Genomic DNA, 13,782 nt, shown 5'->3' on the forward strand with positions numbered 1-13,782 from the left:
GTTATCGAATCAAGCAGAATGGACAATGTGACCGAACGGGACGCGCACCTTCGAATCTCCGCAGAGTTGATGATGTTCCTGCCCGTGAGCCGGCGCCGCGAGCGCCAGCGGATCGCCATCGGCGGCAGCTCGACCCTGGGACACCACGTGGAGTCGGCCGGCATCCCGCTGACCGAGGTCGGGCCGATGACCGTCGCCGGGCGCGGAGTCGGACCCTCCTACCAGCCCGCCGCGGGCGACGTCATCGAGGTGCGGCCGGTGCCCAGGCCGCAGCCGCTGCCGCGCGAGCCGCGCTTCCTGCTGGACGTGCACCTGGGCACGCTGTCGCGGCGGCTGCGGCTGCTCGGCCTCGACGCGGCCTACCACAACGACATGGACGATCCGGCCCTGGTGGTGCAGGCGAACGAGGAGCACCGGGTGCTGCTGACCCAGGACCGCGGCCTGCTGCGCCGCCGCGCGCTGTGGCTGGGCGCCTACGTCCGCGGCTCACGCCCCCAGGACCAGCTACGCGACCTGCTCGAACGATTCACCCCGCCGCTGCGCCCGTGGACCAGGTGTACGGCCTGCAACGGCGAACTGACCCCGGTGCCGAAGGGCGAGGTGCTGCCGCTGCTGGAGGCGGGCACCCGGCACGGCTACGACGCCTACGGGCAGTGCGGGGACTGCGGTCACGTCTACTGGCACGGCGCCCACAGCGGCCACCTGGAGGAGATCGTCCGATCGGCGCGGGAGTGGGCGGCTACGGGCTGATGCAGGGGTCGAGTCCTTACCTACAGAAGGGCGAAGGTAATGCGAAAGCGGTTCACGGCTATCGGAATTTTCCTCTCAGCGCTCCTGCTCGTACTGCCGACGACTTCATACGCAGCCTCTCCCACTCCAGCCGCTGAGAGCCAGCGGATAGCAAGGAGCCTGATGCCCAGCTATGGCTGGAGCCCTTCGTCGCAATTCGGTTGCCTGGTCTCGCTGTGGAATCGCGTCAGCCGCTGGAGCACCACAGCGGGAACGCCGTCAGGGCCATACGGAATACCTGGAGCGAATCCCGGGAGGCTCATGGCGTCCGCCGGCTCAAACTGGAAGACCAACGCCAGGACCCAGATTAAATGGGGATTTCGCTACATCAAGAAGCACTACAGCACGCCCTGCGCCGCATGGAGCCACTACCAAAGCTCCGGCCGATACTGATCAGGTGTTTACGGGGTGACGCAGGGGTCGAACTGCTCGATCTCGGGCAGGTACCGCCGCCAGTCGGCCACGCTCAGTGTGCCGCCCGCCCTGCGGCAGACCTCAGCCAGCGCCCGGTCGCCGTCGAGCGCGAACCGCTTGATCACCCCTTCCGGAGTGGCGGTGTAGAGCGTCCGCCCGTCCCGGCTGAAGGCGATCGACGCGTTCGCCGACTCTCCCTGCCAGTCCAGGCCGTCGTACACGACTCCCAGGTACCCGCGGCCGGCGACGTCCCAGAGCCGGATCCGCTCGTCGCCGCCGTAGGTGGCGATCGTGCTCCCGTCGGGCGACCAGATGGGGATCCCGGCGCCGCCCTGGATCGCGGGGAAAGACGCGATGGCCCTGGTGAAGGCGGAGTCCCACAGCGTCATTCGCTCGGGCCCGCTGATGACCGCATACCTGCCGTCGGGGCTGAAGGCGGTGATCCCGCCGGGCACCCCGCCCGGCCCTGCGGGAGCGCCGCCGACCGGATCGACGATCGTGAGGTAGGGATCGAACGCTGTGATCAGCGCCTTCCCGTCGGGTCTGAAGGCCATCCAGGCCGAGCCCGGCGCTGTGGTCCGGCTGACGGATCCGGTGCGGAGGTTCCACAGCTCCACCGGGGCCGCCTGTTCCGTGCGCTCGGGGGCCACGGCCAGTGTCCCGCCGTCCGGGCTGAACGCCATCCCCTTCACTCCTCCCGCGTTCTTGTCAGCGAGGGTAAAGGCCGTGCGCACGGCCCCTGTGCGCGCATCGAGCACGGTGACCCGCGTCTTGGCCGCTCCCCCCACTGCCAGGAGGGAGCCGTCGGAAGAGAAGGAGAGCACCGCTCCGTCGCCCGTCTGTCCGCCGACATCGATGGGCCGGGCAACCTCCTTGCCGCCCGCCCAGAGCCGGGCCCGGCCGGCGGAGTAGACGGCCAGCCCGCCGCCGCCCGGCGCCAGGCGCGCGAATTCACTGGGGGTTCGCCGGACCAGGGCGGTGTCCGACAGCCAGGAGACGTCGACCGTGTAGACGGTGCCCGGGTCTGTCATGATGCGCAGGGCAGCGCCGTCGAACCGCAGCTGGTCGATCGACGCGTGGAGGTGCCGGTCGGCCATCACCCACCCATCGGAGCGCCGCAGGACGACCAGCCTGGCGGCGGCCCACATCGCGATGAACCTGTCGTTGAAGGCGATGGCGCCCGCCATGGGCCCCGCATGGTCACCTGGCAGCGGCTTGCCCGAGGGCACGCTCCTGAGCAGCAAACTGATCCCCCCGCCGAGCTCGGGATGGAAGACGGCGACGGCGAGCTCTCGGCCGTCAGGATCGAATTCGGCACCCTTGATCCGCGTCTTCACCGGCAGCCATGACGCGGGGAGCTGTCGCCGCCTGCGCAGGTCCCAGAGCTCGGCCCGGCCGCCGCCGGTGGAGTAGCGGACGCCCAGGGAACCGTCCGAGCTCACGGCGTCCATTCCGAGCGATCTCCGGGTCTCCAGGTCCCACCAGGCGCCATCGCGGCCTCTGTCGATGCCTTGGGGGATGAACAGGCGCCGCCCGTCCGGAGAGAAGCGCAGCGAGTCGGTGTGGGTCGGCAGCACGCCCGCCGCGAAAGGCGTGCCCTTCATGGTTCCGCTGGACACGTCCCAGAGGCGTACGTGCCGCTCATCCTGTACGGCCAGCGTCCGGCCGTCGTAGCTGAGCGCTAGCTTCGACACCGGACCGACTCCTGAGAGCACCCTCGTCCGCCGATGCCGCGGAACGTCCCAGAACACCACCTGCTCGCCCGCCGAGGCGAGGAACGTCCGGCCATCGGGGCTCAGGGAGTATTCGGTGTCCGCGCGCGCCGCGGGGTCGGTGAAGGAGTCGAGCGTGGTCTGCGACAACGAGTCATACAGCGCGCCTCTCGACTCGGGCAGAGGGGCCAGCCGCCAGGCGGCGGCGCTCATCATCATGCTCACCCTCGGCCAGGTGTCGCGCAGATCGGCCGCGCGCAACACCAGCGATCTGGCGAGAGCGTCATCGCGCTGCCGCTCGCTCACCTCGCGCCGGTACTCGGCCAGGCCCAGCCCGCCCAGTGTGGTCGCCAGCAGCACGGCGAGCGCGGCGGCGATCATGCCGCGCCGGCGGGACTGCCGCCGGGACTGCCGGGCCGCGGCGTCGAGGAACTCGCGTTCCTTCCTGGCCAGCGTGAGGTCCTTGCGCTCGGTGGCCGCCCAGTGGAGTGTCCGGTCGAGGCTGGAGCCGTGCAGCAGGTCGCCGGGTTTCCGGCCGTGGCCGTCCCAGAGCCGGGCCGCCTCCACCAGCCGCCGGTGTACGGCCAGGCCGTCGCGGTTGTCGGCCACCCAGGTCCGCAGCCTGGGCCACGCCTGGACCAGGGCGGGTTTGGCCAGCTCGTACGTGTCGCCGGTCCGCCGCACCAGGCCCGCCGCGCCGAAGAAGGTGAGCAGCGCGTCGACGGCCTCGGTCTCGGGCAGTTCGTCGCGGGTGACCGGCCGGAGCGAGCCGTCGCCGTCGAGCATGCGCAGGAGGACCTCGGGCGCGGTCGCCCGTTCGGCCTCGGAGAGCTCGGCGTACAGCTCCTCCGCGATGGCGCCCAGGTCGGGCTCGGCGGTGCTCCTGAGCGGGCTGGCCAGCGAGCCGCCGCGGGACAGCGGGTCGCCGCCGGTTTCGCCGCTCTCGCCCAGCAGGCTCAGGAGGACGTCGCGGGCCGAAGGCCGGTCGGCGGCCTCCCGTACGAGCACGGCGGACACCAGCGGCCCGAGCGGATCGGCGAGGCCGACGAGGTCGCCGGGGTGGAAGTCCATCACGTCGGCGACCACCGCGACCGGGTCGCGTACCGCGATCGCGTCCTCACCCCGGGCGGCGAACAGCACCACCAGCCCCCACGCCCACAGATCCGCCGCGGCCGTCGCGCCCCGCCCGGTCAGGACCTCCGGCGCCATGTAGTTGGGCGTGCCCATGACCGGGCCGGTGGTCGTCGGCCCGATCTCGCGCGCCACGCCGAAGTCGATCACCCGGGGACCGTCGGGCCCGAGGATGATGTTGTCCGGCTTGAGGTCGCGGTGCACGACGCCGGCCTGGTGGATGGCCGTCAGCGCGGTCGCCACACCGATCGCCAGGCGCCGCAGCGTGTCACCCTCGTAGGGCCCGTGCTCGGCGATCACCTGCCGCAGGTTGGGGCCGGGCACGAACTCGCTGACGATGTACGGCTCGGCCACCTCGATGACCCTGGCCGTGCAGAACGAGGCCACCCGTTCGGCCGCCGCCGCCTCCTTGGCCAGCCTGGCCCGCGACTCGGGATCGTCGACCCTGGGCACCTTGACGGCGACGCGCTCCCCCGCCTCGCCGTACGCCTCGTAGACGACGCCCTGGCCACCGGCGCCCAGCCGCCCGGCGAGCCAGTACGTGCCCAACCGGTGGGGGTCTGAAGGAGTCAAAGGGATCATCAAGTGTGTAATTCTTGTCGATACTCCCCTCGTTGAGGAAGGCCGCGTGGAATTTCGCATCATGGGTCCGCTCGAGGTGCGTGACGGCGACGGCGACCGCACCCCGACCGCGCCCAAGCACCGTGACCTGCTGGCGATGTTCGTGCTCAACGCGCGCCGCCCGCTCACCGTCGGAAGGCTGCGCCACCTGCTGTGGCCGCGTGAGGGCGGCGACCGGTCCGACTCGCTGGTCCGCGGGTACGTCGGGCAGCTGCGCCAGCTCATCGGCAAGGATGTGATCACCACGGTGTCCGGCACGTACACGCTGGCCATCGGCGAGGAGCAGCTCGACGTCGACCGCTTCAGATCGCTGGTGGAGCGGGGCGCGTACGAGGAGGCCCTGGCGCTGTGGCGCGGCCCGGCGCTCGAAGACCTCGACCCCGACGGCGAACGCTGGGTGGAGACGCGGCGGCTGCGCGAGGAGCTGGAGGAGCTGCGGCTGCTCGCCCTGGAGCGCAGGGTGCAGCTCGACCTCGACGCGGGCCGCCACCGGGAGCTGCTGTCCGAGCTGCGGCGGCTGGCCGGGCAGTATCCGCTCTGGCAGCGCTTCCGGGGCCAGTACATGCTCGCGCTCTACCGGAGCGGGCGGCGGGTGGAGGCCCTCGACGCGTACGCGGCGTTACGGGAGGCGCTCGACGACGGCCACGCGATCGAGCCCGATTCCGATCTGCAGCTGCTCTATCACCGCATGCTGCACGACGACGTGTCGCTGCACGTCTCGGCGGGACCGCCGGTGCTGCTGCCACACGACGTGACCGGCTTCACCGGGCGCGCCGACCTGCTCGATCAGGTGGTGGGCGGGCAGGTCGTGGTGCACGGACAGGCGGGCGCGGGAAAGTCGGCGCTGGCCGTACACGCCGCCTGGCGGGAGCGCGAGCGCTTCCCCGACGGGATCCTCTACGCCGACCTGCGCGAGACGACGGCGCCCTCGGCGGTCCTCGAGGACTTCCTGCGCTGGCTGGGCTGCCCGGCCCAGGCCGTCCCCGCCTCGCTCGACGGGCGGGAGCGACTCTTCCGTACGTACGCGGCCAACCGCCGGCTGCTGGTACTGCTCGACAACGCGTCGTCCGAGAGCCAGGTGCGGCCGCTGCTGACCTCCTGCCCCACGGTCGTCACCAGCCGCTCCTCGCTCGGCGGGCTGGCCGACGCGACCCGCGTGTCCGTGGGCGTGCTCGGCGAGGGCGACGCGCTCGACCTGCTCGTCCACACCTCCGGCCGGGCGGCGGACGAGGCGCTGCGCAGGCTGGCCAGGTTCTGCGGCGGGCTGCCGATCGCGCTGCGCATCGCCGGGTCCCGGCTGGCCGCCCGGCCGGGCTGGACCGTCGACTACCTGGTCGGCCTGCTCGAAGACGAGCACGAGCGGCTCGACGGGCTGCGCTCCGGCGACCAGGCCGTGCGCAGCGTGCTCGCCATCGGCTACGACGGCCTGCCCGAACCCGCCAAGGCCACGCTGCGCGGGCTCGGCGCGCTGTCGGCGCCCGACTTCGCGGACTGGGTGGCCGAGTTGTTCGGCGGGCAGGCCGAGGCGCTGGTCGACGCCGGGCTGCTGGAGACGCACGTGGTCGACGTGGCGGGTCAGGTGCGCTACCGGCTGCACGACCTGACCCGGCTGTTCGCCCGCGAGCAGCCCGCGCCCGGCGGGCTCGAACGGCTGCTGGACGTGGTCCTGGCCCGGGTACGGTCCTCGCGCTTCTCGCTGGTCTCCGGCGATCCGGGCACATTCGTGGCGACCAGGGACATCAGGGAGTCGGTCGAGTGGCTCGCCGCCGAGCGGGCCTTCCTGGTCAGCCTGGTCTCCGACCTGCGTCAGGCCGGTCTCGACGACGGCTGCCGCCGGCTCGCCCACCTGCTCGGGCCGTACCTCGAACGCCACCGCTTCCTCGACGACTGGCGGCACGTCATCGAAGCGGCGCTGGCATCGGCGCGACGCGCGGGCGACGCGATGGGCGAGGCGCTGATCCTGCGCGACCAGGGCGACCTGCACCTGGCCGAGCGGGAGTGGGACCTGGCGCACGACCGGCTCAGGCTGGCGCTAGGCATGTTCCTGGGCGCCGGCCGTACCCGCGGCGTCAACCAGACCAGGCGGCGCCTCGGCCGCGTCCACCTCGAACGCGGCCGGCTGCCCGAGGCCGAGCGCGCTCTGCTCAGCTGCCTCAAGGCGGCCGAGAACGATCGCGACGCCGCTGACGTGCTCCGCGTGCTGGGCGCGGTCCTGCACCGCGCGGGCCGCCTCGACGAGGCCGCGGACCGCCTCCAGACCGCCGCCGGCCACCTCGCCGCGCTCGGCGACCGCTACCGGCAGGCCGACACGCTCCTGGACCTCTCCTCGGTACGGCTGGCGCAGCGCGCGGTCCCCGACGCCAGGACGGCCGCCGAGACGGCCAGAGGCATCGCCATACGGCTCGGCGACCGGCTCCTCGACGCGTACGCCCTGCTGGCCCTCGCCCGGGTGAACCACGCGGAGGGCGCGGCGGAGCGGGCCGGAGAGCTGGCGGGGGCGGCGCTGACGGTCTTCGAGGCGCTGGGGGACGATCTCGGCCGGTCGCAGGCGCTTCCCCTGGTGGGATAGCGCGGCCTGCAGGTATCACCAGAAACCAATTCGACATTCTCCCGCAACATCATGGAAACGGCCGGTTCCTAGGGTCCGGCCATGCGGCTAACCCCACACGAGCAGGAGCGCCTGCTCATCCACGTCGCTGCCGGGGTGGCGCGGCAGCGTCAGGCCAGGGGCCTGCGGCTCAACCATCCCGAGGCCACCGCGATCATCGCGTCGTTCCTGATGGAGGGCGCCAGGGACGGGCGGACCGTGGCCGATCTGATGGAGGCGGGACGCTCGGTGCTCGGCCGGGACGACGTCATGGAGGGGGTGCCCGAGATGCTCGACTCCGTACAGATCGAGGCGACCTTCCCCGACGGCACCAAGCTGGTCACCGTACACAGGCCGATCCCGTGACCGCGGACGCGGCCGGTGGCCGCAGGCCGCTGATCCCGGGCGAATATCTGCATCCCGCCGACGACATCCCGTTGAATCCGGGGCGGCCGCGGGTGACGGTCCGGGTGGTCAACACCGCGGACCGGCCGATACAGGTCGGGTCGCACTACCACTTCGCCGCCGCCAACCCCGGGCTGGACTTCGATCGCGACGCCGCCTGGGGGATGCGGCTCGACGTGCCCGCGGGCACCGCGATCAGGTTCGAGCCAGGGGTCGAGCGCGACGTGACCCTGGTGCCGATCGCCGGGCGCCGCGTGGTGCCCGGCCTGCGACCGGAATGGGCGGGCCCCCTCGATGGCTGACATCTCCCGTACGCGCTACGCCGCCCTGTACGGCCCCACCACGGGCGACCGCATCAGGCTGGCCGACACCGACCTGTTCATCGAGGTCACCGAGGACCTGTCCGTGGGCCCGGCTGGGGCCGGGGACGAGGCGGTGTTCGGCGGCGGCAAGGTGATCCGCGAGTCGATGGGACAGGCCAGGACGACCCGGGCCGAGGGCGCGCCGGACCTGGTCATCACGGGCGCGGTGATCCTCGACCACTGGGGAGTGGTCAAGGCCGACATCGGCGTCACCGACGGCCGGATCTCCGCCATCGGCAAGGCCGGCAACCCCGACACCATGGACGGCGTCGACATCGTCATCGGCCCGTCCACCGAGATCCTGAGCGGCAACGGCAAGATCCTCACCGCGGGCGCCGTCGACTCCCACGTACACCTCATCTGCCCGCAGATCCTCGACGAGGCGATCGGCGCGGGCGTCACCACGATCGTCGGCGGCGGCACCGGACCGGTCGAGGGCACCAAGGCCACCACGGTCACCGGCACCTGGTACCTGTCCCGGATGCTCGAGTCGCTCGACTCCTACCCGCTCAACTTCGCCCTGCTCGGCAAGGGCAACACGGTGAGCGCCGAGGGCCTGCTCGAACAGCTTGCGGCGGGCGCCTCGGGGTTCAAGCTGCACGAGGACTGGGGCACCACGCCGTCGGCGATCGACGCCTGCCTGACCGTGGCCGACGCGAACGGCGTACAGGTGACGATCCACACCGACACCCTCAACGAGGCCGGGTTCGTGGAGTCGACGCTGGCCGCCATCGGCGATCGGACGATCCACGCCTACCACACGGAAGGGGCGGGAGGCGGGCACGCGCCCGACATCATCAGGATGGCGTCGTTCGCCAACGTCCTGCCCTCCTCCACGAACCCCACCAGGCCCCACACCGTCAACACGCTCGACGAGCACCTCGACATGCTGATGGTCTGCCACCACCTGAACCCGTCGATCCCCGAGGACCTGGCCTTCGCCGAGTCCCGCATCCGGCCCACCACGATGGCGGCCGAAGACGTCCTGCACGACCTGGGGGCGATCTCGATGATCGGCTCGGACTCGCAGGCGATGGGCCGGGTCGGCGAGACGATCATCCGCACCTGGCAGACGGCGCACGTCATGAAGCGCCGCCGCGGCGCGCTGACCGGCCCCGCGGACAACCTCCGCGCCCGCCGCTACGTCGCGAAATATACGATCTGCCCGGCCGTCGCCCACGGCCTCGACGCCGAACTCGGCTCCGTCGAACCCGGCAAGCTCGCCGACCTCGTCCTCTGGGACCCGGCGTTCTTCGGCGTCAAGCCCACCCTCGTGCTCAAGGGCGGCGTGGTGGCCTGGGCCCAGATGGGCGACGCGAACGCCTCCATCCCCACGCCGCAGCCGGTGCTGCCGCGCCCGATGTTCGGCGCCGCCCCCGTCACGGCCGCCGCCACCTCGCTGCACTTCGTCTCTCCGCTCGCCCTCGACGCCGGCCTCGCCGACCGCCTCGCGGTCCGCCGCCGCCTCGTCCCCGTGGCGGACGTACGGGGGCGCGGCAAGGACACGATGCCGCTCAATGACGCGCTCCCCCGCATCGAGGTGGCCTCGGACACGTTCGAGGTCCGCGTGGACGGCGACCTGATCGAGCCCGCACCCGTCGAGACGCTCCCGATGACCCAGCGCTACTTCCTCTTCTGACGATGAACCCCGCGCTCCTGCTTCTCACCGACTCCCGGCTCCCGGCCGGCGGCCACGCCCACTCGGGCGGCACCGAACAGGCGATCGCCACCGGGGCGGTCCACGACCTGACGTCCCTTGCCGCCTTCCTGCGGGGCCGTCTGCACACGTCCGGGCACGTCGCCGCCGCCCTCGCCGCCGCAGCCTGCGCCTTGAGCGCCACCCACTCACCCGACACCGCCCCCGACCCCGTCGCCGCCCCCGACCCCACCTCCGGCCCCGTCTCCACCTGCGGCCCCGGCCCCGTCTCCACTTCCGCCCTCGTCTCCGGCATCGGCATGGCAGATGCCCGGCGAGCTCGGGAGGCGGCCGGACGGGCTCGGACGGAGGCGGCCGGGGCGTCGTGGGACTTGCTGGATGCGGAGGCCGACGCCAGGACCGCCTCCCCCGCCCAACGGGACGCCTCCAGGATCCAGGGCAGGCTGCTCCTGCGGGTGGCTCGACGCCTGTGGCCGTCGTCCGTGCTCGACGGGCTGGCGCAGGCCGTACCGAATCCCCATCACCCCATCGCGCTCGGCGCGGCGGCACAGGCGGCGGGAGCGTCGCCCGGGGACGCCGCCCTGGCGGCGGCCTACCACGCGATCACCGGTCCGGCCACGGCGGCGGTACGCCTGCTCGGCCTGGATCCGGTAGCGGTCCACGGCCTGCTGGCCGACCTGACCCCGGACCTCGCCACCACAGCCGCCACAGTCACCGCAGCCGCCACCACATTGGCCACAGCGGCCACGACCGCCACAGCAGCCACGACCGCCACGCTGGTCGCAGCGGCCACGACGGCCACAGCCGACATGGCCGACATGGCAGCCCGGGCCGCCGAGTCCCCTGGGACCCCGGGCACCTCCCTGGCCGACCGGCTATGGGCCGAGCTGCCCGCGAGGTCCGCCCCGGCCCTGGACCTGCTCGCCGAGCGGCATGCGGGCGCCAAGGTCAGATTGTTCGTCTCCTAGGAAGGATCCGCCATGGGCGCCAATCACGACGACCATCACCACGCCCCGGACCACCACGACAGGGCGCTCCGCCTCGGGGTGGGCGGGCCGGTGGGCAGCGGCAAAACGGCCCTGGTCGCCGCCCTGTGCCGGACGCTCGGCGGCTCCCTGCGGCTGGGTGTGGTGACCAACGACATCTACACCACCGAGGACGCCGACTTCCTGCGCCGGGCCGGAGTGCTCGACCAGGAACGCATCCTGGCCGTCGAGACCGGCTGCTGCCCCCACACCGCCATCCGCGACGACATCGCCGCGAACCTCGACGCCGTGGAGACCCTGGAGGACAGGTTCGGACCGCTCGACCTGGTGATCGTGGAGAGTGGCGGGGACAATCTGACGGCGACGTTCAGCCGTGGCCTGGCCGACAGGCAGATCTTCGTTCTGGACGTGTCCGGTGGCGACAAGGTGCCCCGCAAGGGCGGCCCGGGGGTGACCTCGGCCGACCTGCTGGTGATCAACAAAACGGACCTGGCGCCGCTGGTGGACGCCGACCTGGACGTGATGGCCCGGGACGCGACGGCGGTCCGCGGGGACAAGCCGGTCCTGTTCACATCGATCAGACAGGACCCCTCGGCGGCGGCTGTGGCGGCCTGGGTCTCGGAACAGGCCCGTTCCTGGCCCCACGAGCCCGTACCAGCGGCATGACCCACCCCACCCCATGACCAGCAGCGCACCCCTGCCGAACACCGCGGCAGAGACCACGTCAGCCGCCCAGACAGCCACGTCGGCAGCCCCCGGCGCGGCCGGCGCCGCAGCGGCGGGTGTTCGCGCGGCCGGTACCGGCCCGGCCGATGCCGACGTGGCGAATGCCGACGGGGCCGGTGCCGAGGGGGCCGTCCTACCCAATGGCGGCGCGGCCCGTGCCGTCGGCGTTGTCGGGCGGCGGGCGATGGTGGCTCGGGCGGCTGTCGGGACCTCGCTGGCCGGGGGTCGGACGGTGGTCAGCCGGCTCGGTTCGGCGCCGCCACTGACGTTGCGGCAGACCGGTCCGCGGACCGTGCACCTGGTCTCCACGGCGGCCGGCCCGCTCGGCGGCGACCGGCTCGAACTCGACCTCGACATAGCCCCCGGCACCAGTCTCGAGGTCGGCTCGGTGGCGAGCACGCTGGTGCTGCCCGGCGACGGCGAGTCCGTCATGGTGATCACCGCCCGCGTCGGCGCGGGGGCCACGCTCCGCTTCGCACCCCAGCCAACGGTGCTCGCCGCCGGGTGCTTCCACCGCCTGGTGGTACGGCTGACGTTGGCGGCGGGCGCGCACGTGTTCTGGCGCGAGGAGATCGTCTTCGGCCGGTACGGCGAGGCACCGGGCCGCTGCCACGCCCGCTTCGACGCCACCTACGACGGCCGCCCCCTGCTCAGACAGGAGTACACGGTCGGCGACCCGGCCTTGGACGCCTCCCCAGCCGTCTACGGCGACGCCCGCTGCATCGGCACCACCCTCATCACCCCGAAACCCACCCCCACCGCACCAGAACCGGCCACACAGGGACTCGCTTCAAGGGCCGTTGCCGCAGGCGGTGCCGCCGCATCGCGGACCGCCGCAGGGGCCGTGGTCGCGGACGGTGTCGCCGTGTTGCCGCTGGCCGGGCCCGGGGTGCTGGTGTCCGCGCTGGGCGCCGACGCCGTCGAGTTGCGGCGGCGTCTGGAGTGGGGTGAGGGTGTGGCCTTCGGTGACCTGGCAGGAGCCACGTGCCCGTCCTAAGGTGATCGTGTGGCCGACCATCTCCCGCAGAGCCCCGCGAAGCCCAAGGCGCGGCGCGGCTACGCGTTCGTCATCGCGGTCGCCGGAGCGCTGCTGGTGTTCTGCGCGTTCCTGCCGTGGACGGGGGTCGAGGCCAAGATCGGTGCCCTCGGCGGGGTGTCCGACGACATGCGGGGCATCGACGACAGCCTCGGCGTCTACACGCTCGTCGCCGGGCTCGTCACGCTGGTGTTCGGGGCCGCGGGGCTGTTCGCCCGGCCGCGGGTGGCCGCGCTGGCCGTCATTCCGGGGGTGCTGGCGACGGTCTGGCTGTTGATGTTCGTCGTCGATCCGCCCGGGGTCGGCAACGGGGTCTCCGTCGATCTCGGGTTCCTGTCGATTGAGCCGGGGATCCGCTACGGCTGGTTCGCCGCCCTGGCCTGTGCGCTGGCCGTGGTCGCCCTCGCCGTCCTGTCGCTCGTACGCGGCCGTCGAACGTAGAAACTCAGTCGTAGAAGCCCAGGCGCCGCAGCTGCTTGGGGTCGCGCTGCCAATCCTTGGCCACGCTGATCCGCAGATCGAGATAGACCCGAGTGCCCAGCAGCGCCTCGATCTGCTTGCGCGCCCGCGTCCCGACGTCCCGCAGCCGTTCGCCCTTGTGCCCGATCACGATCGCCTTCTGCGACGGCCGTTCGACGAACATGTGGGCGTAGATGTCGAGCAGATCGTCCCGTCCTTCGCGCGGCATCATCTCGTCGACCACCACCGCGATCGAGTGCGGCAGCTCGTCGCGTACCCCCTCCAGCGCCGCCTCCCGGATCAGCTCCCCGACCAGCACCTGCTCGGGTTCGTCGGTGAGCTGCCCGCCCGGGTACAGCGGCGGCGACTCCGGCAGGTATTCGGTCAGCACCTCGGCCAGCACGTCGAGCTGGTCGCCCGACTGCGCCGACACCGGGACGATCGCCGCGAACTCCGCCACCTGCGACAGCGCCAGCAACTGCTGCGCGATCTGTTCCTTGGAGGCCAGGTCACACTTGGTGAGCACGGCGACGACCGGCGTCTTCTTCACCGCCGCGAGCTTGTCGGCGATGAAGCGGTCGCCCTTGCCGATGGGCTCGTTCGCGGGAACGCAGAAGCCGATCACGTCGACCTCGGTCAGCGTGGACAGCACGAGGCTGTCGAGCCGCTCGCCGAGCAGCGTGCGCGGGCGGTGCAGGCCCGGCGTGTCGACGATGACGATCTGGGCCTCGGGGCGGTGCACGATGCCCCGGATGACGCGCCGGGTCGTCTGCGGTTTGGAGGAGGTGATCGCCACTTTGGTGCCGACCAGGGCGTTCATGAGCGTGGACTTGCCGACGTTCGGCCTCCCCACGAAGCAGGCGAATCCGGCGCGATGGTTGTCTGGCGAAGTCACAT

11 protein-coding genes are annotated in these 13,782 nt (G+C 72.1%); 9 read left to right on the plus strand and 2 right to left on the minus strand.

Annotation, left to right across the window (positions count from 1 at the left end):
• The first annotated feature begins 18 nt into the window (after positions 1 to 18).
• Positions 19 to 750 carry a Mut7-C RNAse domain-containing protein gene (locus ACGFNP_RS38525; RefSeq protein WP_393327259.1) on the plus strand — a complete coding sequence of 244 codons (732 nt, stop codon included), beginning with the start codon at positions 19 to 21 and terminating at the stop codon, positions 748 to 750.
• Between the two features lie 440 nt (positions 751 to 1,190).
• Here the strand turns inward: ACGFNP_RS38525 and ACGFNP_RS38530 are convergent, their stop codons facing one another.
• Entirely contained in the window at positions 1,191 to 4,628 is a 3,438-nt protein-coding gene (locus ACGFNP_RS38530; protein ID WP_358336625.1) for a serine/threonine-protein kinase, read from the minus strand.
• Between the two features lie 46 nt (positions 4,629 to 4,674).
• Here ACGFNP_RS38530 and ACGFNP_RS38535 point away from each other — a divergent pair, with 46 nt between their 5' ends.
• From ACGFNP_RS38535 to ACGFNP_RS38570, 8 genes are all read left to right on the plus strand, one after another.
• The gene (locus ACGFNP_RS38535; protein WP_393327260.1) at positions 4,675 to 7,236 is read left to right on the plus strand and encodes a BTAD domain-containing putative transcriptional regulator; all 2,562 of its coding nucleotides are present in this window, start codon (positions 4,675 to 4,677) and stop codon (positions 7,234 to 7,236) included.
• An 81-nt stretch (positions 7,237 to 7,317) separates the two neighbouring features.
• Positions 7,318 to 7,620, plus strand: a complete 303-nt coding sequence (locus ACGFNP_RS38540; protein WP_219527543.1) for an urease subunit gamma — start codon at positions 7,318 to 7,320, stop codon at positions 7,618 to 7,620.
• Between the two features lie 29 nt (positions 7,621 to 7,649).
• A complete protein-coding gene (locus ACGFNP_RS38545) occupies positions 7,650 to 7,961 on the plus strand; it encodes an urease subunit beta (RefSeq protein ID WP_358336622.1) in 312 nt (103 codons plus the stop codon).
• Complete coding sequence (locus tag ACGFNP_RS38550; RefSeq protein ID WP_358336497.1) at positions 7,954 to 9,660, plus strand: urease subunit alpha; 1,707 nt, start codon at positions 7,954 to 7,956, stop codon at positions 9,658 to 9,660. The genes ACGFNP_RS38545 and ACGFNP_RS38550 overlap by 8 nt, the downstream gene beginning before the upstream one ends.
• A 2-nt stretch (positions 9,661 to 9,662) precedes the next feature.
• Positions 9,663 to 10,646 (plus strand): urease accessory protein UreF, encoded by a 984-nt coding sequence (locus ACGFNP_RS38555; RefSeq protein WP_393327264.1) that lies wholly within the window; start codon positions 9,663 to 9,665, stop codon positions 10,644 to 10,646.
• A 12-nt stretch (positions 10,647 to 10,658) separates the two neighbouring features.
• On the plus strand, positions 10,659 to 11,330 hold the full coding sequence (gene ureG / locus ACGFNP_RS38560; protein ID WP_393327267.1) for an urease accessory protein UreG: 672 nt from the start codon (positions 10,659 to 10,661) through the stop codon (positions 11,328 to 11,330).
• 13 nt (positions 11,331 to 11,343) lie between these two features.
• Positions 11,344 to 12,387, plus strand: coding sequence for an urease accessory protein UreD (locus ACGFNP_RS38565; RefSeq protein ID WP_393327270.1), 1,044 nt, complete (start codon positions 11,344 to 11,346; stop codon positions 12,385 to 12,387).
• Positions 12,388 to 12,396: 9 nt separating this feature from the next.
• The gene (locus ACGFNP_RS38570; RefSeq protein ID WP_358336486.1) at positions 12,397 to 12,867 is read left to right on the plus strand and encodes a hypothetical protein; all 471 of its coding nucleotides are present in this window, start codon (positions 12,397 to 12,399) and stop codon (positions 12,865 to 12,867) included.
• A 4-nt stretch (positions 12,868 to 12,871) separates the two neighbouring features.
• Here ACGFNP_RS38570 and era read toward each other — a convergent pair whose 3' ends face one another.
• On the minus strand, positions 12,872 to 13,780 hold the full coding sequence (gene era / locus ACGFNP_RS38575; RefSeq protein WP_358336483.1) for a GTPase Era: 909 nt from the start codon (positions 13,778 to 13,780) through the stop codon (positions 12,872 to 12,874).
• Positions 13,781 to 13,782: the final 2 nt, after the last annotated feature.

Origin of the sequence: Nonomuraea sp. NPDC049269, from assembly GCF_043197155.1 — a bacterium.
Lineage (GTDB): Bacteria > Actinomycetota > Actinomycetes > Streptosporangiales > Streptosporangiaceae > Nonomuraea.